Annotated in this window: 20 protein-coding genes; 10 read left to right on the top strand and 10 right to left on the bottom strand. The window is 64.1% G+C overall.

Features of this window, described 5'->3' with window-relative positions:
- Positions 1–4: 4 nt before the first annotated feature.
- The 3 genes from rpmI to infC form a co-directional block, all read right to left on the bottom strand.
- On the bottom strand, positions 5–208 hold the full coding sequence (rpmI, locus tag AC1DX4_RS01535) for a 50S ribosomal protein L35 (protein WP_006201248.1): 204 nt from the start codon (positions 206–208) through the stop codon (positions 5–7).
- Positions 209–390: 182 nt separating this feature from the next.
- Positions 391–1,017 (bottom strand): methyltransferase family protein, encoded by a 627-nt coding sequence (locus tag AC1DX4_RS01530; RefSeq protein WP_477218635.1) that lies wholly within the window; start codon positions 1,015–1,017, stop codon positions 391–393.
- 167 nt (positions 1,018–1,184) lie between these two features.
- Complete coding sequence (infC, locus tag AC1DX4_RS01525) at positions 1,185–1,721, bottom strand: translation initiation factor IF-3 (RefSeq protein ID WP_010912915.1); 537 nt, start codon at positions 1,719–1,721, stop codon at positions 1,185–1,187.
- A gap of 221 nt (positions 1,722–1,942) precedes the next feature.
- Between infC and AC1DX4_RS01520 the strand changes: the two genes are divergently transcribed.
- The 4 genes from AC1DX4_RS01520 to AC1DX4_RS01505 all read left to right on the top strand — a co-directional run bounded on the left by AC1DX4_RS01520 (position 1,943) and on the right by AC1DX4_RS01505 (position 5,316).
- The gene (locus AC1DX4_RS01520; protein ID WP_477218634.1) at positions 1,943–2,713 is read left to right on the top strand and encodes an alpha/beta hydrolase; all 771 of its coding nucleotides are present in this window, start codon (positions 1,943–1,945) and stop codon (positions 2,711–2,713) included.
- A 2-nt stretch (positions 2,714–2,715) separates the two neighbouring features.
- Complete coding sequence (locus tag AC1DX4_RS01515; RefSeq protein ID WP_477218633.1) at positions 2,716–3,858, top strand: benzoate/H(+) symporter BenE family transporter; 1,143 nt, start codon at positions 2,716–2,718, stop codon at positions 3,856–3,858.
- A gap of 117 nt (positions 3,859–3,975) precedes the next feature.
- Positions 3,976–4,458 (top strand): DUF2852 domain-containing protein, encoded by a 483-nt coding sequence (locus tag AC1DX4_RS01510; RefSeq protein ID WP_477218632.1) that lies wholly within the window; start codon positions 3,976–3,978, stop codon positions 4,456–4,458.
- A gap of 99 nt (positions 4,459–4,557) precedes the next feature.
- Positions 4,558–5,316, top strand: a complete 759-nt coding sequence (locus tag AC1DX4_RS01505; RefSeq protein WP_027040667.1) for a M48 family metallopeptidase — start codon at positions 4,558–4,560, stop codon at positions 5,314–5,316.
- Here the strand turns inward: AC1DX4_RS01505 and AC1DX4_RS01500 are convergent, their stop codons facing one another.
- Positions 5,317–5,535, bottom strand: a complete 219-nt coding sequence (locus tag AC1DX4_RS01500) for a hypothetical protein (RefSeq protein ID WP_477218631.1) — start codon at positions 5,533–5,535, stop codon at positions 5,317–5,319.
- Positions 5,536–5,647: 112 nt separating this feature from the next.
- Here AC1DX4_RS01500 and AC1DX4_RS01495 point away from each other — a divergent pair, with 112 nt between their 5' ends.
- From AC1DX4_RS01495 to AC1DX4_RS01470, 6 genes are all read left to right on the top strand, one after another.
- Positions 5,648–6,307 carry a phosphoribosylanthranilate isomerase gene (locus AC1DX4_RS01495; RefSeq protein WP_477218630.1) on the top strand — a complete coding sequence of 220 codons (660 nt, stop codon included), beginning with the start codon at positions 5,648–5,650 and terminating at the stop codon, positions 6,305–6,307.
- 87 nt (positions 6,308–6,394) lie between these two features.
- Entirely contained in the window at positions 6,395–7,645 is a 1,251-nt protein-coding gene (trpB, locus tag AC1DX4_RS01490; protein ID WP_477218629.1) for a tryptophan synthase subunit beta, read from the top strand.
- Positions 7,646–7,706: 61 nt separating this feature from the next.
- Positions 7,707–8,546 carry a tryptophan synthase subunit alpha gene (gene trpA / locus AC1DX4_RS01485; RefSeq protein ID WP_477218628.1) on the top strand — a complete coding sequence of 280 codons (840 nt, stop codon included), beginning with the start codon at positions 7,707–7,709 and terminating at the stop codon, positions 8,544–8,546.
- A 48-nt stretch (positions 8,547–8,594) separates the two neighbouring features.
- Positions 8,595–9,521, top strand: coding sequence for an acetyl-CoA carboxylase, carboxyltransferase subunit beta (gene accD / locus AC1DX4_RS01480; RefSeq protein ID WP_477218627.1), 927 nt, complete (start codon positions 8,595–8,597; stop codon positions 9,519–9,521).
- A gap of 119 nt (positions 9,522–9,640) precedes the next feature.
- Positions 9,641–10,966, top strand: a complete 1,326-nt coding sequence (locus tag AC1DX4_RS01475) for a bifunctional folylpolyglutamate synthase/dihydrofolate synthase (protein ID WP_477218626.1) — start codon at positions 9,641–9,643, stop codon at positions 10,964–10,966.
- A gap of 28 nt (positions 10,967–10,994) precedes the next feature.
- A complete protein-coding gene (locus AC1DX4_RS01470) occupies positions 10,995–11,414 on the top strand; it encodes a VOC family protein (RefSeq protein WP_477218625.1) in 420 nt (139 codons plus the stop codon).
- A gap of 42 nt (positions 11,415–11,456) precedes the next feature.
- Here the strand turns inward: AC1DX4_RS01470 and AC1DX4_RS01465 are convergent, their stop codons facing one another.
- The 6 genes from AC1DX4_RS01465 to tsaE form a co-directional block, all read right to left on the bottom strand.
- Positions 11,457–11,738, bottom strand: a complete 282-nt coding sequence (locus AC1DX4_RS01465) for a cupin domain-containing protein (protein ID WP_056569023.1) — start codon at positions 11,736–11,738, stop codon at positions 11,457–11,459.
- 133 nt (positions 11,739–11,871) lie between these two features.
- Entirely contained in the window at positions 11,872–12,198 is a 327-nt protein-coding gene (gene trxA, locus AC1DX4_RS01460; protein WP_172220777.1) for a thioredoxin, read from the bottom strand.
- A gap of 75 nt (positions 12,199–12,273) precedes the next feature.
- Entirely contained in the window at positions 12,274–15,786 is a 3,513-nt protein-coding gene (gene addA / locus AC1DX4_RS01455) for a double-strand break repair helicase AddA (protein WP_477218624.1), read from the bottom strand.
- The gene (gene addB / locus AC1DX4_RS01450) at positions 15,783–18,917 is read right to left on the bottom strand and encodes a double-strand break repair protein AddB (protein WP_477218623.1); all 3,135 of its coding nucleotides are present in this window, start codon (positions 18,915–18,917) and stop codon (positions 15,783–15,785) included. The genes addA and addB overlap by 4 nt, the downstream gene beginning before the upstream one ends.
- Positions 18,918–18,977: 60 nt before the next feature.
- Positions 18,978–19,745 carry a nucleotidyltransferase family protein gene (locus AC1DX4_RS01445; RefSeq protein ID WP_477218622.1) on the bottom strand — a complete coding sequence of 256 codons (768 nt, stop codon included), beginning with the start codon at positions 19,743–19,745 and terminating at the stop codon, positions 18,978–18,980.
- Positions 19,742–21,253, bottom strand: a complete 1,512-nt coding sequence (gene tsaE, locus AC1DX4_RS01440) for a tRNA (adenosine(37)-N6)-threonylcarbamoyltransferase complex ATPase subunit type 1 TsaE (RefSeq protein WP_477218621.1) — start codon at positions 21,251–21,253, stop codon at positions 19,742–19,744. Before tsaE ends, AC1DX4_RS01445 begins: the two co-directional genes overlap by 4 nt.
- Between the last annotated feature and the right edge of the window lie 2 nt (positions 21,254–21,255).

The raw sequence follows: 21,255 nt of genomic DNA, 5'->3' as shown, positions 1-21,255 counted from the left end.
TGCCTTAGAGGCCGTTCGGCAGAAAATTCTTGATGACCTTCTTGCCATCCGGTTCAGCCAGAACCATCGTGCCGCGGGCATTTCGAATGAACTTGTTGGAACGCTTGATCATGCCGTGACGCTTGCCGGCCGCAGCCGACAGGACTTTACCCGTACCTGTGATCTTGAACCGCTTCTTGGCGGCCGATTTGGTCTTCATCTTGGGCATTTTGCTACTCCGTCTAGTTGGCGCACTATCGCGCTTCTTGTTCGCTCCGGGCCGACCAAAGCCCGAAAAGCAAATGAAACCGCCACGGCATGCCCTGCCGGGCGGTTTTCTTGAACGGCGGTCCTATACGTCAAAGACGGCTGGTGCGCAACACCTCAGGCCGTGCGACGCTCTGTCCCCGGTCAGGGAAGCGTGAACCACACCGGCAGCATGCCCGACAGCTGCGCGCCGTCGATCAGTTCGAAAGCCGGCAGCGCGATCAGGAACACCAGCCCGTCGAGCAGCGTGGTGAGCAGCAGGCGCGGCTTGAAGCTGCCTGTATCGCCCTCCTGGTAGAGGGAGAGGTTCGGGAAAAAGCGCGGCACCCGCGCCAGATAGTCCGCATAGGGTGCGCCGAGCGCCTCCTTGAGAAATTTCTCTTCGCGCAAGATGACGATGTGGAAGGCCCCGGCGCAAAGCAGCGCAAACAGGATGATGCCCGAGAACGAGCCGATCTGGGCACCGACCCCGGCCGCCGCCACCGTCGAGAACACATAAAGGGGATTGCGGGTGATCGAATAGGGTCCGCCCGTCACCACCTCGGAGGATTTGCGCCCGCCTATATAGAGCGTCGCCCAGAGGCGGCCGACGATGCCAAGGAAGATCAACAGCACGCCGAACATCTCGATCGATTCATGCACCGGCGTGTCGGGCGGGAAGGTCGATTGGCCGAACAGCAGCGCCAAAAACAGCACCACTACGAGCACGGCAAGCACCAGTCGGCGCATCTGCTGGTAGTTACCCAGCCCGTATTTGACTTCATTGTCCAAGGGAATACCCGATCGTCGAAGAGCTTAGCCGGCGATCGCAGCTTTCGCCAAGAAACAGGCGTCCCGCCAATCGCCGGGACGGCCTGTAACACAATTCAGGCGGATTTAACGTGATGGCCACGCCTAACCTTATCGTGACCACGCCGTGATATCGCTGACGGCGCGCCTTAGCGCGGCGCCAGCACCATCATCATCTGGCGGCCTTCGAGCTTCGGCTCCGCCTCGACCTTGGCGATGGTCGCCACTTCCTCGCGCACCTTGTTCAGAAGCTGCATGCCGAGTTCCATATGCGCCATTTCGCGACCGCGGAAGCGCAGCGTCAGCTTGACCTTGTCGCCTTCCTCGAAGAAGCGGCGAACCGCCTTCATCTTGGTCTCGTAGTCATGGCTGTCGATGTTCGGGCGCATCTTGATCTCTTTGATCTCGATGACCTTCTGATTCTTGCGCGCCTCGGCTGCCTTCTTCTGGTTGGCGTATTTCAACTTGCCGAGATCGAGGATCTTTACGACGGGCGGTACCGCATTGGGCGATATTTCGACGAGATCGAGCCCGGCCTCTTCGGCGAGCAGCAATGCGTCGTTGATGGAAACATCGCCGCGGTTCTGGCCTTCGGCGTCGATAAGCTGGACCCGGGGAACCCGGATATCACGGTTGGAGCGCGGCCCATCCTTGGTCGGCGCCGCTGCTTTGAAAGGTCTGCGAATGGTCGTGGTCTCCTTGGCCGTTTCGTTCCGGGTTTTGTCGGTCTGATGTCTGGACGCGCCAATGTGGGGAGCGCGCGGGCGGAGTCAATAGCACAGCATTGACAGAAAATCACCCTGATCACTGTCCTGTACCAAACAAAGAAGCAGCACGAGCACTTTTCGCCACGCCTGTGGCTGTGCCACAAGAACACCGTGCCAAAAGAGGGGCCTGAGGAAAAGCCATGACCGCCACGCCCCCAACCTTTCTCGATGTCGATGGAGCGCGCATCGCGGTGCGCTATACCGCGGGTTCTACGCCCGGCATCGTCTGGCTGGGCGGCTACAAGTCGGACATGCTGGGCACGAAAGCGCAGACGCTGTCGGACTGGGCGGCGAAAGAGGGCCGCGCCTTCCTGCGTCATGACTATTCCGGCCACGGCGAATCCGGTGGCGTCTTTGCCGACGGCACGATTTCGAAATGGCTGTCGCAAAGCCTTGCCGTGTTCCGCCATTTCACCAAGGGCGATCAGATCCTGGTCGGTTCCTCGATGGGCGCCTGGATCGCGCTGCGCATGGTGCAGGAATTGCGCAAGGCGGGTGGCGCAAAAATCGTCGGCCTGGTGCTGCTGGCGCCGGCGCCGGATTTTACCTCTGAGCTGGTCGAACCGGTGCTGTCCGAAGCGCAGAAGCGCGACCTCGCTGAAAAAGGGTTCTTCGCCGAGCCGTCGAACTATTCCACGGAGCCTTACATCTACACCCGAGCCCTGATCGAGGACGGGCGCCACAACCGGGTGATGACGGGCCCGATCGACACGCATTGCCCGGTCCACATCCTGCAGGGCCTGGCCGATCCGGACGTGCCGTCGAGCCACGCTCTGAAACTGGTCAGCCTGCTGCCGGCCGACGATGTCACGCTGTCACTGATCCCGGACGGCGACCACCGCCTGTCGCGGCCACAGGATCTCGACATGCTGCTGCGGGCGGTCGGCGACATGGCCGGGCGGGGCAAGTGACGATGCGCCTCTCCATCCCGATCTCAGCCTTTGTCGCTGCCATCGTCGGCTTTGGCGGCACGCTGGCCATCGTCATTGCCGCCGCCCACGCGGTTGGTGCAACGCAAATCCAGACGGCGAGCTGGGTGACGACCATTTGCCTGGCCATGGCGATCGAGAGCCTGTGGCTGTCCTGGCGCACGAAAATGCCTGTCATCACCGCATGGTCGACGCCGGGCCTGGCGCTGATGGCGGCCTCGAGCGGCTTTTCGATCAATGAGGCCGTCGCCGCCTTCATCGTCACCGCCATCCTGTTGATCGCCACCGGCCTGTTTCGGCCGCTGACGCAGCTGATCTCCAGGATACCGCCCTCCGTCGCTTCTGGCATGCTGGCCGGCATTGTCGTCACCTTCGCCCTCAATGCGGTCAAGACCATTCCCGTCGACCCCTGGCTGATCCTGCCGCTGATCGCGGTGTTCTTCGTCATCCGCCTGTTCAACCCGGCGCTGTCGGTGCTGGCGGTGCTGATCGGCGGCGGTCTGGCCGCCTTCCTGACGGGCCGTGTCGGCGGCCTGCCGACACCCGAACTGTCGACGCTCACGCTGATTGCGCCCGATTTCACCGCCAAGGCGATGATTGGCCTGGCGCTACCGCTCTATCTCGTCACCATGGCCTCGCAGAACCTGTCGGGCCTCGCCGTGCTGCGCGCCGCCGGCTATCACCCGGAGCCCGGCCCGCTGATCGGCGTCACCGGCCTGTTTTCGCTGCTGTCGGCGCCGTTCGGTGGCTCGACCACCAATCTGGCGGCGATCTCGGCGGCTATCTGCACCGGACCCGACGTTCATCCCGACCCCGCCGAGCGCTGGAAGACCGGGCCGTTCTATGCGCTCGCCTATCTTATCTTCGCGATTTTCGGCGCTTCGCTGGTAGCGATCTTCGCCGTCCTGCCGCAGAGCCTGATCGTGCTGGTGGCGGGTCTTGCGCTGATGGCGTCGCTCGCCAACGCGCTGGCGATCGCGCTGAAGGACGAGGCCGACCGCATGGCCGCCACCGTCACCTTTGTTGTCACCGCCTCCGGCCTGACGCTGTTCGGCGTCGGCGCCGCATTCTGGGGCCTGATCGCCGGGCTGGTCGTGCTTTTCCTCGATATGCTCAAAAAGCGATAATCATTTCAGTCGCTTGTCCGGTTTTGGCGGACATTGTCTTGAATCGCCGTTTTTGCCTTCCCATTTCGATTCCACGCAGCCGGTTCTGGCTGTCTCCAACCGAAGGAATGGGAGAAAATGAACACATCTGCATTGATCCGCCCGGCCTGGACGCCGGCGACCATCGCGTTGATGGTGATCGGCTTCATGGTGTTCTGGCCGCTCGGCTTTGCCATGCTCGCCTATATCATCTGGGGCGACCGGCTCGACGGGTTCAAGCGGGACGTCAACCGCGCCACAGACGGCATCTTCGCCGGCTGCCGCCGCAGTTCCGACAAGGCCGCGCGCTGGGGCAATGGCTCCGCCCGCACCGGCAACGTCGCTTTCGACGACTGGCGCGAAAAGGAACTTGAGCGCCTGAACGAAGAGCGCCGCAAGCTCGACGAGATGCTGACGCAGTTCGACGAATACGCCCGCGAATTGCGCCGCGCCAAGGATCAGGACGAGTTCGATCGCTTCATGGCGAACCGCAACAAGTCGACTGCACCTGCGAAGAGCGATCCGAGCACCGGCACGACCCCCACCAAGCGTGGCAAAGGCTCGAACCTGCTTGACGACTGAGGCTTAGCGACGGGGCCAAGGTATGAGAACGGCGTCGCGCGAGCGGCGCCGTTTCTTTTTTGTTCTATTCGTTTTTCTCGAATCGCGTATCGTCCGGTCATGACCCTCGGATTTTTTCGCAATCTGACGAAGCCCAAGCCCACGCCCGTCGTGGAGCGAGAATATTGTGTCGCCGGCCGCACGTTGCCGCTCAAGATCGTCGAGAGCGCCCGGGCGCGGCGCCTGACGCTGCGCATCGATTCCGGCGGCCAGGGCCTGCGCATCACCGTGCCGCCGGGCTTGCGCCGGGGCGAGGTGGACAGGTTTCTCGACCGTCACCAGGACTGGCTGGAACAGCGCCTTGCCAAGGTGCCGACGCGCCCGCAAGTGCGGCCTGGCATCAAGATCCCGATACGCGGCGTCCCGCACCGCATCGTCCACGAACCGTCAAAGCGCGGCACCGTCACCGTGTCGCGCGACGAGCGCGGTCCGCTGCTGGTCGTGCATGGCGATCGCATCCATCTGCCGCGCCGCATCGCCGATTTCCTGAAGCGCGAGGCCAAGAAGGAAATCGAGAAGCTGGTGATCAAGCACACCGAGGCGCTCGGCAAGCGCGCCAAGGCGATCCGCTACAAGGACACGTCCAGCCGCTGGGGCTCCTGCACCTCGGAGGGCAATCTGTCCTTCTCCTGGCGCATCATGATGGCGCCGCAGCCCGTCATAAACTACCTCGTCGCGCATGAGGTGGCGCATCTCAAGGAGATGAATCACGGCCCGAAATTCTGGAAACTGTGCGAAAAACTCTGCCCCGACACCGACCGTTGCAAGGACTGGCTGAAGCGCAATGGCGGCGCGCTGCAGGCGATCGTGTTTGAGTAGTCAATCGTCGTTCGCAGCATTGAGTTCATCCGGCCGCAGCCCTTCATCGCCATGATGCGGCCACGGCAAAAAATTGCCGTCGAATTCATCGCCACCGAAATAATCCAGCGCGCGGTGCGCTTCGGCGCCGTTGAAGGCGGCCTTGTCCATCAGATGGGTGATGACCTCGCGCGCCTGGGCGATCTTCTGTCTGAGTTCGGCAACGGTTCTGTCGGCCATGATCTTTCTCCCGCCTGGCAAGCTGTCTATCCATAGGTAGCGCCTTTGGCGGTGCCGGCAAACATCATGCTTTTTCTCGACTCTTGGCGCGTTTCATGCCAATTCCCGCGCCATGGCGCTCGACATCAAGATCTGCGGCTTGAAGACCGACCAGGCAATGGCCGCGGCACTGGCCGGCGGTGCCAGCCATGTCGGCTTTATTTTCTTTGCGAAAAGCCCGCGTTACGTCGAGCCGGTGGAAGCCGGGCGTCTGCGCGAAGCGGCGCGCGGCAAGGCCTTGGCGGTTGCCGTCACCGTTGACGCCAGCGACGCCTTCCTGGATGAGATCATCGAAAAGATGCAGCCCGACATGCTGCAGCTGCACGGCTCGGAAGCACCTGAGCGCGTGGCCGAACTGAAAGCCCGCTATGGTCTGCCGGTGATGAAGGCGCTGCCGCTCGGCGAGGCCGCCGATCTCGACCGGATCAAGCCGTTCATCGGTGTCGCAGACCGGTTCCTGTTCGACGCCAAGCCGCCAAAGGGCTCAGTATTGCCGGGCGGCAATGGCGTCGCCTTCGACTGGCGCATCCTTGCCGGCCTTGACGCCGGCGTCGATTACATGCTTTCCGGTGGGCTCAACGCCGCCAACATCGGCGACGCCCTTCGGCTTGCCAACCCGCCCGGAATAGACATTTCCTCGGGCGTGGAAAGCGCGCCGGGCGTCAAGGATCCGGCGCTGATCGAACAGTTTTTCCGGGCCGTCCGGGCAGCACGCGACGACCGCGCCGCCTAAGGCCTTAAATGAGAGCATGTCCAGGAAAAGTGGGAACCGGTTTTCCGACAAGGACATGATCAGACATCAAGATGCAGGAGATCGGCGATGAACAAGCCGGCGACACCCAATTCCTTCCGCACCGGACCCGACGAGCAGGGCATGTTCGGCATTTTCGGCGGTCGTTTCGTCGCCGAAACGCTCATGCCTTTGATCCTCGACCTCGAGCGGAACTGGAACGAGGTCAAGAACGATCCGGACTTCAGGGCTGAGCTGACCGATCTTTCGACCCACTATGCCGGGCGGCCCTCAAAGCTCTATTTCGCCGAAGGCCTGACGAAGCATCTTCGTGAGGTTTCCTCGGCGAAGGGCCTCGGGGGCGGCGCAAAAGTCTATTTCAAGCGTGAGGACCTGAACCACACCGGGTCGCACAAGATCAACAACTGCCTCGGCCAGATCCTGCTCGCCAAGCGCATGGGCAAGAAGCGCATCATCGCCGAGACCGGCGCCGGCCAGCATGGCGTGGCATCCGCCACCGTCGCCGCCCGCTTCGGCTTTCCCTGCGTCGTCTATATGGGCGCCACCGACGTTGCCCGTCAGAGCCCGAACGTCTTCCGCATGAAGCTGCTCGGCGCCGAAGTGCGGCCGGTCACGGCCGGCCACGGCACGCTGAAGGACGCCATGAACGAGGCATTGCGCGACTGGGTAACCAATGTCGAGGACACCTATTATCTGATCGGCACTGCCGCCGGCCCGCATCCCTATCCGGAGCTGGTGCGCGATTTCCAGTCGGTCATCGGCATCGAGGCGCGCGCGCAGATTCTCGAGCAGGAAGGCCGGCTGCCTGACACCATCATTGCTGCTGTCGGCGGCGGCTCGAATGCCATCGGTCTGTTCCATCCCTTCCTTGACGACAAGGAGGTCAAGATCATCGGCATCGAAGCCGGCGGGCGCGGTCTCGACGGCATCGAGCATTGCGCCTCGATGAACGCCGGTGCGCCCGGCGTGCTGCACGGCAACCGCACCTATCTTCTGCAGAATGCTGACGGCCAGATCATGGACGGCCATTCGATTTCGGCCGGTCTCGACTATCCCGGCGTCGGCCCGGAGCATTCCTGGCTGCGCGACTCCGGCCGCGTCGAATATGTGCCGATCCTCGACGACGAGGCACTGGAAGCCTTCAAACTGACAACGCGCGTCGAAGGCATCATCCCGGCGCTGGAATCCGCACACGCCATCGCCCACGCGGTGAAGATCGTGCCTGAAATGGACAAGGACCAGATCGTCATCGTCAACCTGTCCGGCCGTGGCGACAAGGACGTGCACACGGTGGCCTCGATGCTGGGCATGGAGATCTAGGCCCTTTGGACAGTTTCGATTGGGAGTTGATTATGAGTAACATTCGTCCAAAGGGCCAGACATGGTGACCCGCATCGACCGCCGTATGGCGAAGCTGAAAAACGAAGGCCGCCCGGCGCTCGTCACCTATTTCATGGGCGGCGACCCCGACTATGACACCTCGCTGTCGATCATGAAGGCGCTGCCCCCGGCAGGCGCCGACATCATCGAGCTCGGCATGCCGTTTTCCGATCCGATGGCCGATGGCCCAGCGATCCAGGCTGCCGGCCTGCGCGCGCTGAAAGGCGGCCAGACGCTGGTCAAGACGCTGAAGATGGCGGCCGAATTCCGAACCAGCGACAATGAAACGCCGATCGTGCTGATGGGCTATTACAACCCGATCTACATCTACGGCGTCGACCGCTTCCTCAAGGATGCCATTGCCAGCGGCATCGATGGCCTGATCGTCGTCGACCTGCCACCGGAAATGGACGAGGAGCTCTGCATTCCGGCGCTGAAAGCCGGCATCAACTTCATCCGCCTGGCGACGCCGACCACCGACGACAAGCGTCTGCCGAAAGTGCTGCAGAACACGTCGGGCTTTGTCTACTACGTATCGATGACCGGCATCACCGGCTCGGCGCTGGCCGACACCGGCAAGGTCGCCGCCGCCGTCAAGCGCATCAAGGGCCACACCGACCTGCCGGTCTGCGTCGGCTTCGGCGTCAAGACCGCCGAGCAGGCGCGCGTGATCGGCGCCAATGCCGATGGCGTCGTCGTCGGCACCGCGATCGTCAATGCGGTCGCCAATGTGCTGGGGCCGAAGGGCGAAAAGACCGCCGACCCGGCCGAAGCCGTCGCCACCCTGGTCAGCGGCCTGGCGCAAGGCGTGCGCTCGGCTCGCCTTGCTGCTGCCGAATAGTTTCCCTACGTCTTTACCCAACTCTTCGTCAGGACAGGAGCCGAAGCGATGAACTGGATCACCAATTACGTTCGCCCGAAGATCAATTCGATGCTCGGCCGGCGCACCGACATGCCCGAGAATCTCTGGATCAAGGATCCTGAGACCGGCGAAATGGTGTTCCACAAGGATCTGGAATCCAACCAGTTCGTTATCCCGTCTTCCGGCCATCATATGAAGATCTCGGCCAAGGAGCGGCTGAAATTCTTCTTCGATGACGGCAAGTACGAGACCCTGGACAACCCCAAGGTCGTCCAGGATCCGCTGAAATTCCGCGACGAGAAGCGCTATGTCGACCGCCTGAAGGACGCCAAGGCGAAGACCGGCCTCGAAGACGCCATCATCAACGCGCTGGGCACCGTCGAGGGCCTGCCGGTGGTGGTGACGGTGCAGGATTTCGCCTTCATGGGCGGCTCGCTCGGCATGGCGGCCGGTGACGCCATCGTCCACGGTTTCGAAGCGGCCTTGCAGCGCAAGCGGCCGCTGATCCTGTTTGCCGCCTCCGGTGGCGCCCGCATGCAGGAAGGCATTTTGTCCCTCATGCAATTGCCACGCACCACGGTCGGTGTCGACCGGCTGAAGGAAGCCGGTCTGCCCTACATCGTCGTTCTGACCAACCCGACCACCGGCGGTGTCACCGCTTCCTACGCCATGCTGGGCGATGTGCACATCGCCGAGCCGGGCGCGCTGATCGGCTTTGCCGGGCCGCGCGTCATCGAACAGACCATCCGTGAGAAGCTGCCGGACGGCTTCCAGCGCTCCGAATATCTGATGGAGCACGGCATGGTCGACATGGTGGTGTCGCGGCTCGAGATGCGCGAAACGATCGCACGGCTGTTGAAGATGCTGCTCAAGATGCCGGTCGAGCAAAAGCCGCTGGAGCCGGAAATCCTGCCGCCGGCGGTGATCCCTGCCGAAGCCCGGCCGCAGGCCTGACGCGACACCAAGCGCCGCGACCGCGATTGCACGAGGGCGGTCGCGCGCTGTAGCCTTTTGATTGCCATGGCCATTCCGGGATTGATTCTGGTCCCCGGGCCATGCGCCGGGATTCTGTCATGACAACGCTTGCCGCCGACCGCGAAATCGAAGCCCTGATGGCGCTTCACCCGAAAGGCTTCGACCTTTCGCTCGACCGCATCACGCGGCTCCTGGAGCGGCTCGGCAATCCGCAGGACTTGCTGCCGCCCGTCATCCACATCGCCGGCACCAACGGCAAGGGCTCCTGCGCCGCCTTTTCGCGCGCACTGCTCGAAGCCTCCGGCCACCTTGTCCATGTCCACACCTCGCCGCATCTGGTAAACTGGCATGAGCGCTACCGGCTCGCCGCCGAGGGCGGCGGCAGGCTGGTCGACGACAAGGTATTCGCGGAAGCTATCGCCCGCGTCGCCAAGGCCAATGGCGGTCAGAAGATCACCGTTTTCGAAATCCTCTCCGCTGTCACCTTCATCCTGTTTTCCGAACATCCGGCCGCGGCCGCGATCATCGAGGTCGGTCTCGGCGGCCGTCTGGACGCCACCAATGTCATCGCCAGGCCGGCGGTGTCGGTGATCATGCCGGTGTCGCTCGACCACGAAGCCTATCTCGGCGACCGGGTCGAACTGATCGCCGTCGAAAAGGCGGGCATCATCAAGCGCGGCTGTCCGGTGGTGATCGGCGCCCAGGAAAGCGAGACGGCGCTGCAGGCGATCATCGAAACCGCCGAGAGGCTCGAGTGCCCGACCTTCGTCTACGGCCAGGATTTCCTCGCCTTCGAGGAAAACGGCCGCATGGTCTACCAGGACGAGGACGGCCTGATGGACCTGCCGCCACCGCGCCTGCCCGGACGCCACCAATTCGCCAATGCGGCCGCAGCGATCGCAGCCGTGAAGGCTGCCGGCTTCGAGATCAGCCATCGCGCCGCCGAGAAGGCAATGACCAATGTCGCGTGGCCCGGTCGCATGCAGAAGCTGTCGCAAGGCAGGCTGGTGGACCTAGCGCCCAAGGGTGCCGATATCTGGCTCGATGGCGGCCACAATCCGGGCGCCGGCGTGGTCATTGCCGAGGCATTGGCCGAGCAGGAGGAGAAGAACCCGCGTCCGCTGTTTCTCATCTCCGGCATGATCAACACCAAGGATCAGACCGGCTATTTTCGCGCCTTCAAGGGCTTGGTCCGGCATGTCTATACGGTGCCGGTGAGCACGAGCGAGGCCGGTGTGCCAAACGACGAACTGGCGATCCGTGCCACGGAAGCCGGGCTGACGGCCGAACCGGTGAGTTCCGTTGCAAGCGCGCTGATGCTGCTGCGCGACACCTGGGACGGTCCGCCGCCGCGCATCCTGATCAGCGGATCGCTCTATTTCGCCGGCGCGGTGCTGGCCGAGAACGGCACGCCGCCAACCTGAGGTGCGTGACGGCCAACAGGAGCCTGTGATGATCAAGGTAAGGCAGCTCGCCCATGTCTGCATTTTCGCGCATGATCTGGAAGCGACGCGAAGCTTCTACCGCGATGTGCTCGGGCTGGGCACGCGGTTCAATTTTCTACGCGACGACAGGATTTTTGGCTTCTACCTCGATTGCGGCGGCCGCAGCCATGTCGAAGTGTTCCAGAAGGATGCTGCCGCCTACAGCGAACTCAACCAGATCAACCATTTCTGCCTGGAAGTCGAAGACATCGACGCCGCGATCGCCCATATCAAGTCAAAGGGCATCGACGTGACCGCAAAGAAGCACGCCTGCGACGATACCTTTCAGGCCTGGATTCGCGATCCCAACGGCGTGAAGATCGAGCTGTTCGAGTACACCGAAAAAAGTGCGCAGTTCACCGGCGGTGATCGCATCGCCGACTGGTGACCGCATTCCAGGTCGCATCAGTCCGGGCACAGCTTAGGCGGATTACTTCAGCTCGATCTCGATAAAGGCGTATTCGCCTTCATTGGCGCTGATGACGTCGTGTTCGACGCCCTCCTTGCGGAAATAAGGCACGCCTTTCTTCATCTCGGCGAAGGTTTCGCCGTCCTTGGTTTCCAGCTTCAGCTTGCCGTCCATCAGCGGCACCACGACATAGTCGTGGCCATGGCGGTGCCAGCCGGTGTTGTCGCCCGGCTGGAAACGGTATTCGGTGACGATGACGCGCTCATTGTCGATGAAGACGGTGGCCTTGGCGGATCCGGTCATGTCGCTCTCCCTGTTTCTGCTTCCCAGCAGAGGATATGGCGTGTCCTTATGTGAGGGCCAGAGCGGGCCAGCAATGACGCCAACAAAAAGCCCGGCGCGAGGGCCGGGCTTTGTGATCAGGAATTCAGTTGGATCAGGCGAGGCTGCCGTTGATCCAGTGCGACAGCGCGGTCTTGGGCGCAGCACCTACCTTCATGTCGGCCACTTCGCCGCCCTTGAAGATCATCAGCGTCGGAATCGAGCGCACGCCGAACTGGGCGGCGAGCTCGGGATTCTCGTCGATGTTGAGCTTGGCGATCTTGACCTTGGCACCGAGCTCGGTGGCAATGTCCTCGAGCGCCGGCGCGATCATCTTGCACGGGCCACACCATTCAGCCCAGAAATCCACCACGACCGGTACGTTGGCGTTGAGCACGTCGGCCTGGAAATTGTTCTTGTCGACCTTGACGGTGGCACCCATGCGGAAATCCTTTCGAGAGTTCTTTGTCGCACCAAATGTGGTGGTTGTTACGCCCTTCTTCAAGCAGGTCTTGTGTCACGCTCCTGTGAGTCGGGCAAGGGCGTCATCCATGGCCCGGGCCGGCAGTTCAATCAGCCGTGGCGTTTCGGTAAACAGCAAGGCCGCCTTGACCTCGCGCCCGGGGTAAAGCGGCTGCAAGAGGGCGCGATAGAGTGCCAGCTGCAGCAGATAGGCCGGCGGAACCTCGGCCAGCGAGGCGGGCGCCGGCCGGTTGGTCTTGTAATCGACGATCGAAACCGTGTCCGCTGTCACAGCCAGCCGGTCGATCTTGCCGGAGATCGAGCGCTTTTTGCCCCTCACCTCCAGGCTGCCCATGATCGCCACCTCGGCGCGTGACGATGGCGCGAACAGCTGGCCGAGACGCGAGTCGGCAAGGATGGCGCTGACCGATGCCAGAGCCTTTTCCCGCTCTGACGCGGACCAATCTGCGCCGACCCGCGCCAGGTAGCGCTCAGCCGCGCCGTGGCGAAACTCGTCGGCAATGCCGGGCAACATCTGCAACAGTTTGTGCAAGGCGAGCCCGCGCAGCACGGCAAAGCCAGGCTCGGCGTCGGCGTCCAGCACTGGCGAAGCCTTGTCGACCACCGCTTCCTTGCCTTCGTCGATCAGCGCCGAGGCGCCGGATGGCGACAGCGGCCGCGGCAGGTCCTCAAAGGGCGGCAAGGGCCGGAACAGGGTCGCCGGCAACGGCCCGAAAGCATCGGCCTGCCGCGCCTGTTCACTGACGCCTGGGGCAACGGGCGGCAAGTTGGTGACATGGAAACGATGCACCGGCTCGCCGCCGGTGGGGTGCGGACGCTGCTCGCTTTCCGGCGCACCGATCAGCGCGCGGCTGACGATCGAATGCCAGGTGCCGGCGTTCGGCGCCCGTTTGCCATGATAGCCGCAGACGATCAGCCGGTCCTCGGCGCGGGTCATGCCGACATAGAGCAGCCGACGGTATTCGTCGTCGGCAAGTTCCCGTGCCCGCGCCGCCGCCGCCTTCGAAAAACCGTTGGCGACATCGCTGGCCGAACGCCAGAGATAACCCTTGCCGTCAAAGTTGCGGCCCGAGCCGCCGAAGGGCATCAGGCGCGGCAGGTGCTGGTCGCTGAATGGAGCGGAGCCGCCGTCGACCAGGAACACCACCGGCGCTTCCAACCCTTTGGCGGCATGCACGGTCATGACGCGAACCTCGTCGCGCGTCTGGTCCATCTCGCGCTTGATCTCGGGGCCGGCATTTTCCAGCGTCGACAGGAAGGCTTCCAGTCCGGGCAGGCCGGTCCGTTCCTCGGCCAGGCAGAAACTCAGGAACTCATCGAGAATATCGCCGGCTTCCGGCCCAAGCCTGGCGATCATTTTTCTGCGCACGCCGTCACGTGCCAGCAAGCCGGCATAGAATTCGAACACCGGCTTGAAGGCGGCCTCGTCAGCCCAGACGTCAAGCTGGGCGACGACCTTTGCGAGGGTTTCGTCGTCGGCGGCATGCTGGCGCAGCGACGCGGCCAGCGACACGCCGGGTGGCCTCTGCGCGGCGAGCGTGAACAGCGTCTCCTCCGGCAGGTCGAAGATCGGGCTGCGCAGCACGGCGGCCAGCGACAGATCGTCCTGCGGCTGGATCAGCAGATGGCCGAGCGCGATCAGGTCCTTGACCGCGATATGGCCCGGCAGGCTTAGCCGGTCGGCGCCGGCGACGGGGATTTGTCTATCCTTCAGACTACTAGACAAAGCATGCACGAAACGATCGCGTTTGCGAACCAGAACCAGAATATCGCCGGGGCGTAGCCTGCGTCCTTTGCCTTCGATAACTTCCCCGGTGCCAATCCATTTTTGGATTGTCGCCGCCACATTCTCGGCAACGCGCACCGCCGGTGCATGGGCATGGTCGATGGCCTGCGTCCAGTCGTCGGGCTCGTCCACCACATCGGCGCCGATCGACGGCCAGACCTCGACATAACCCGGCGCATCGGTGCGGATCGCCTTGTGGTTCAGCGGATCGGGATCGTGGCTGATGCCGCGCCGCACGATCGGATCGGCAAAGACGCGGTCGACGGCGGCGAGCACGTCGTCGGTCGAGCGGAACGACCAGGTCAGCTTGAGGTCGGCGAAGGAGGCCTCGGCATCGCGCACCCGGCCGGCGAACAACAGCCGGCTGTCGGCGAAGGAATCCGGGGCCGCACCCTGGAAGGAATAGATCGACTGCTTCTCGTCTCCAACGGCAAAGACCGTGCGGTGGACCCGGTCGCGTGCACCGAAGCCTGCGAAAAATTCCTCCGCCAGCCGCTTTACCACCTCCCATTGATCCGGGCTGGTGTCCTGCGCCTCGTCGAGCAGGATGTGATCGATGCCCTGGTCGAGCTTGTATTGCACCCAGGGGCCGGCATCGGGCCGCGCCAGAAGGTTGACGGTGCGGGTGATCAGATCGTTGAAGTCGAGAAAGCCGCGGCTGCGCTTCAGCACCTCGTAGCGGGCGATCAGCCAGTCGGCGATGGTCAGCGCGGCAGCCGTGCCTTCCAGCATGCGGAACAGCGCCAGGCGGTCGACGGTTTCGATGATGGCGTTCGCGGCCGAGAGGTAGCGCTCGGCCAGATCGGGCAGGCGATCGGTCAGGGCTTTCTTGAAGGCCTTTGACGGATCGTAGGGATCGCCATCGGTCTTGAGAAAAGCTCTGGCGAGCAGTTGCAGCCGGCGAACGGGATCGCTCTCGGCGAAAGCCTGGCGCGCATAGGGCAGGATGTTGTTCAGCACCGATCTGGCGTCGGTGGATTCCGCGGCCTGGGCAAAGCCGGCGAAATAGTCGGGCAGGAAGCCGGACAGTGGCCACACCGATGCCGCCAGCCCTTCAGCGGTTTGACCGGGGCGGAAATGGAATTCATCGAACAAGGGCTGGAAGCCGTCACGCCCGACCGCATCGAGGAACTGGCGCAGCCCGTCGCGCTTGCGCACGATCTCGCCGAGCAAGGCGTCGAGACCGGCTTCGCCGCCGCGTTCCAGCACAGTGGCGAAGGCTTCAGCCAGATCAGCGTTGCCGGCAGCCGTGCCCGAAATCATCTCGCGGCGCGCCGCGGCGAAGAGCGATGCCTCCATCTGGCTGTCGAGCATCTCGAAATGGGCCGGGATGTTGGCTTCCAGAGGGAACTGGTGGAGCACGGATTCGCAGAAGGCGTGGATGGTCTGAATCTTCAGCCCACCGGGCGTTTCCAGCGCCTCGGCGAACAGCCGCCGCGCCCGCCGCAAGGTGTCGCGGTCCGGTCGACGCCCCTCCAGCGCCTCGACTTTTGCCGAAAGCTCGGCGTCGCCGAGGACCGTCCAGTCCGACAGTGTGGAAAAGACCCGGTTCGACATGTTGGCGGCGGCAGCGCGCGTATAGGTCAGGCACAGGATTTTCGACGGGTCGGTGCCGTTGAGCAGCAGCCGGATGACGCGCTGCGCCAGCACATGGGTCTTGCCGGAGCCGGCATTGGCCGACACCCAGGCGGAATTCTGGGGATCGGCGGCGCGGGCCTGGCTGTTGGCGGTATCGCTCGGGATGGGATAGGCCTTCTTCATGCCTCCCCTCCCTCGTCACCGGCATCGCCGCCGGCCGACCATTCGAGCACGCGGGCGAGATGGTCGTAATCGCCATCGGTCTCGCCTTCGCGAAACGGCAGCGCGCGCGACAGATAGCCGGTCGCCGGGTCGGCATAGTGGATCAAGAGCTTTTCCAGCCGTGCCCAGGCCTCTTCGGCAAGATCGGCTGCGGTTCGCGGCTGGCGGTTGTGTTCAAGGATGGACTCTTCGAACACCTCGCCATTCGGCTTCAGCCGCACGAACGCCAGCTGCGACGGTTCGCGCACACCCAAATCCTTGAACGCACCACGCCGCAGCAGTGCGCCTTCCAGCGCCAGCTGCGGCGCCAGCAGCGTGTGCGCCTGCGCCTTGGAGGGCGAGGAACCGGTTTTGTAGTCCAAAATATCGGCCATGCCGCCGGCCAGCAGGTCGACACGGTCGGCATAACCGGACAGCGTCACGCCGGACTGGCCGACGGTGGTCTTCCCCGCTCGCTCCTCGGCATGCCGTTGGACCACCGCGTCGGCCCGGGTGCGCTCCCATTCGATGATGTTGGCAGCGAGTTTTTCGAAACGTGGCCACCATACCGCCTCGACATCGGCCGGAAGAGCGGCCTCGGCAAAACAGGTGCGACCGGCGGCAATGAGGCTGGTCAGCGCGTCCGGCGCGCGCGGGTCGGCCACGCGTGAGGAGAAAAGGTGAAGAATGGCGTGGAACAGTGTGCCGCGTTCGGCGGCACCGGGATCGCGAATGACCGGATCAAGCGCCATCAGGCCGAGGATCCGTCTGGCATAGACGGCGTAGGGATCACGGCGCAACGTTTCGATCTCGGTGACCGAGAAATGCGTTGGTCGCACCGACAGCGGCGGCTTCGGCTGCGGCCGCGGCGCGAAATCCTGCTTTGGGCCGGTATCGAGCGCGCGTGCCCAGGCGAGCAGCTCGTCGCCGCGCCGACGCAGGGCCACCGCCTGGTCGTTGCCGATGAAGGTCAATAGGCGCTGCAGCCAGCGCGACGGCACGGCGGGTGCATCGCCGGAACGCGCCGAGCGGGCCAGCACCACATGTCTCGCGCCCATCGCCATCTGGAAATCATGCGCGGCAAGGCCGATGCGCCGTTCGGGTGGTTCGAGGTCGATGCCGGTCTTCATCAGCCGTGACATGAAGCGGTCGCTCTCCGGCTTGCGCGGCCAGACACCTTCGTTGAGACCACCGATGACCAGCGTGTCGACATCCTGCAGCCGCGCTTCCAGCGCGCCCCAGATGGCGATGTTCCTGTCGGTGCCTTGTGCCGGCTTGACCGTCTCGGGCGCGATCAGCGCGTCCATCACATCTGGCCATTCGCTCGTCGCGAACGACAGCGAGGCCGAAGCCGCGACCAGCCCGCGCAGCAATTCGGCGAGCTTTTCGCCGGCGTCGCCGGCATAGAGGTCGCCCAGGCCGCCATCGGCGGATCGGCCGAGATTTTCGAGAGTCTCGACGCTGGCTTTGACCAGGGTGGCAAGGTCGGCGCCCGCCTGGCCGCGAAAGGCCGAAAGCGGCGCCAGCGCTTCTGTCAGGCGTGCAAGGAGGTTCTGCGAATTCTCTATGGAGCGCACGGTCAGCCGAGCAAACCAGAAGGGCGGCCGGCTGCCATCGCCTAGGGCTGTCAGTCGAGCCTCGAACAAGTCAGGCAGCGAAGCGATGTCGGGGCGACCGGTGCCGCCGCGCAGCGCCACCAGTTCGACAAGTTCCGCCGCATGGCGCACATCGGCCCTCTCCAGGCCAAGGCCAAGCAGGGGATGCTTAAGCAACGACAACAACCCGACCGGATCGCCCGGCCGGAACATAGCCTCCAGCGCCAGTCGGAGCAGACTGGCCGCCGGGCTGTTGGCGAGCGGCGTGCCGCCGGAATCGTCGGCAACGACGCCGAAGCGCTTGAGTTCGACCGAGACGCGCCGCGCCAGCGCCCGGTCCCCGGTGACGAGGGCGGCCCTTTGGCCCGGCTCTTCGACCGCCTGTTTGAGCGCGACGGCGATGGCGACGGCCTCATCACGCTCGCTCGCCGCTTCGAGCAGCGTCACGTCGGCAAAGGCGCCGGCAATATCGGACGCCGAAAACCCGTTGCGTGTTTCGGCCCATAGCTCAGTTGTTTCGGCCGGCCGCAGCGCTTCGCCGACAAGGGCGGCGCGTAGGGCCAGCCGCGGTTCCGCCGTGCCGATCTCTTCGACACCCGAGCGCAGCACGCCGATCTTGCCGATCAGCCTGGCCAGGCCATATTGCGGGTGGCCAAGCACGGCCGGCCGCGCGCCGGGTGCGACGAGCGCCTGGAAGGACGCTTCGTCCAGCGTCTGGTCGAGCCCGGGCAGCACGATGGCGCCGGCAGGCAAGCGGGCGATCGCGGCAAGCAGTTCAGCCGTGGCGGGTATCGAACCGGTCGATCCCGCGGCGATGACCGGCCCGGCCGGCGGATTGCGCCGCAGCCGCGCCGCCTCGGAGCGGATCAGTGCGCTGCGATGCGCGGCCGGGTTGGAGCGGTCGCTCTCGCTGAGGAATTTCGGCCAGGCATCGGTGACGATACCGAGGAATTCGAGCGTCACTTGCCACCATCCGGCAAGGCTGCCGGTCACCAGGTCCTTGAGCTTTGCCCAGTCGGTGCCTTCCGTCTCGATCTCATCCATCAGGCCGGCAAGATCGCGCGCCAGCCAGATCGCGTCGGCGGTGGAGGCGGGGATGACGATTTCCTCCGCGAAAAGCTTCGCCACATGCTCCGGCAGCCTGCGTTTCCAGGCGCGCACCAGCGGCGTCAGCAGCAACAGCCGTTCGGTTGCCGAGATCGGCGGCGCGAGATCGATTGCCGCCGATGGTTCGGCCTCGAACAGGGCTTCGTCCTCGTCGAACTCGCCGAGCGGACGGATGACCGGCAGGATCGCCGAACCGCCGCCGCCGCGTGCTCTCAGACTGTCGACGAAGACACCGCGCAAGGCGCGCGCGGCACGGCGCGTCGGCACATAGATGGTGACATCGGCCAGAGCGAGCGGGTCGCCGTCGAAACGAAATCCGGGAATCAGGCGGCCGGCAAGCAGCGCCTCGGCAAGCGTCGACAGGAACGGCGCTCCGGGGGGAATGGAAAAAACGCGGCTCGAGCCGCTCATTGCGCATTAGATCGCCGTGCGCCCGTTTGGGCGCACAAAGGACGATCTAACTCTTTGAATCTACGCATCGTGCTTTCCGAAAATCGATTCCGATTTTCGGGCCGATGCGGTGGTTAGCGCGCCTGCGACGGCTTCTTCCGCCAGCGGGATGGCATCGGGCGTGCCGACGGTGATCCAGTGGCCGTGCATCGGCATGCCGAACAGCCGGCCGGCGGCAATGGCTTTGTCGAAATAGGCGTTGAGCGAATGCGGTTCGGCCGGGGCATCCTTGAACAGGCGCGGATGGATGATCGCGGCGCCGGCATAGATCAGCCCAGCGGGATCGCCCTTTGAGCGCCGCAAGGCACCATCCGGCGCAACCAGGAAGTCGGTTGAGCCGCAGTGTCCGGTCGCCTGATGGAGATCCGCCAGCATCAGCAGAATATCCATTTTCGCGGCGTCCCATGCAAGGGCGAGGCGGCCAAGATTGAGCGGACCGTGGTCGATCCAGAAGGTGTCGGCATTGAGGATGTAGAAGGGCTGCTCGCCCAGTTCCGGCAGCGCCTTGACGATGCCGCCGGCCGAATCGAGCAGCCGGTCGCTTTCATCGGAAATGACGATCTTCGGTGCGCGGCGCGCCGCGACGTGGGCGACGATCTGTTGGGGAAGATAGTGGACATTGACCACAGCCTTGGCGACGCCGGCGGCGGCGAGGCTGTCGAGGCCCCAGTCGAGCAACGTCTTGCCGGCGATCCTGACCAGCGGCTTGGGGATGGTGTCGGTGATAGGCCGCATGCGCTTGCCAAGCCCGGCGGCGAGTACGATGGCAGTGTCCGGTCTTGCTGTCACAGCGTTCGTTCCTCAAGCAAGCCGTGCGCGCGATAGAAACCCCGCAGGCTGGCAAGCGCCGGGTGGGACAGCGCCCGGCGCAGATAGTCGCGGATGCGCGGCAGGTGCTTCAGATAACAAGGTTTGCCGTCGCGCTTTTCGAGCCGCACGAAAATGCCGAGGATCTTGGAATTGCGCTGTACGGCCATGATTGCGTAGGCTTCCAGAAAGCTTGCTTCGTCGAAAGCGCCGGCTGCATGACGCGCCGCTATATAGGCGTCGAGCGTCCGCTTTTCGATTTCGGGCGATAGGGTGACGCGGGCATCCATGGCCAGTGAAGCCACGTCATAGGCTGAAGGCCCGATCAGCGCATCCTGGAAATCGACGATGCCCAGCCGGTCATGCCCAGCGCGATTCTCGCGCCAGACAATGTTGGGCGAATGGAAGTCGCGCAGCATCAGCGTGTATTCGCTGCCATGCAGCCGGTCGAAAAGCGCGTTCCATTCCCTGGCATAGCCAGTGCGCAGATCGTCGCTGGCCGGGCCGCCCGATATCGCCGGCACATACCAGTCGACCAGCAGCTCGGCTTCGATCATCATCGCATCGCGGTCGAAGGGTGGCACCTCGTGGAAGCTGCCGGGTCCGGCTTGCAGGCGCTGCGGCCAGGTCTTGCCATGCATCATGGCCAGCAGCTCGGCCGCGGCCGCGTAGCGTTCGGCCAGCGGCTCGCCGTCCTTGCCGAGAAATCCTTCAGCACCGAGATGTTCGATCAGCAAAAAGCCCTGGTCCTGATCCTCGGCATGGATTTCCGGAACGCTGACACCACCGGCCTTCAAAGCCCGGTCGATGGCGACGAAGGCGGAGACCGACTGGGCGGTGTGGGCGATCACCGCATAGGGTTTGCCGTCGCGCACCGGTGGGCCGAGCACCAGCCGCGGCGAATTCATCAGCACGCGCGGCTCATGGCCGGCAAGCGTCACGATCTCATAGGAGCGGGCCGAGGCATCGCCGATGAAATGGCGCCGCCGCGCTTCGCCCCAGCCGGCATCTTCCAGAAAGCCGCGCATGGCCAGCGACCGCGCCGCGCGGTCGAAGGCCGCCCCCTGGCCGGACAGTCGCGCCAACCGGCCATCGCCATGCTGGAGAAGCTCGATCAAGAGCGTTGTCTTCGGCAGATAGCCCTCGGCACGCTCGGGCCATTCGACCAGGGCAGCACCTTGCGTCAGCGTTTCCTCGAAGCCAAGCTCGTCGATTTCGGCCGCCGAGGACAGGCGGTAGAGGTCGAAATGATGGACGGGGATGCGCGTGTCGTAGCTCTGCACCAAAGTGAAGGTCGGGCTTGGCACGTCGAGGCTGGTGTCGTCCGCAAGCGTTCGGATCAGGGCCCGTGCGAGAGTGGACTTGCCGGCGCCGAGATCGCCCTTGAGCGCCAGCACGTCGCCGGCGCGCAGAGACAGCGCCAGATCCTCGCCCAATCGCGCTGTCTGTGTCTCATCGGTGAGCAATCGCTCCAGCGCCAGGCCCGTCATCG

The organism is Mesorhizobium sp. P3_A8 (assembly GCF_056402995.1).
This window is presented reverse-complemented; position numbering and strand designations above follow the sequence as displayed.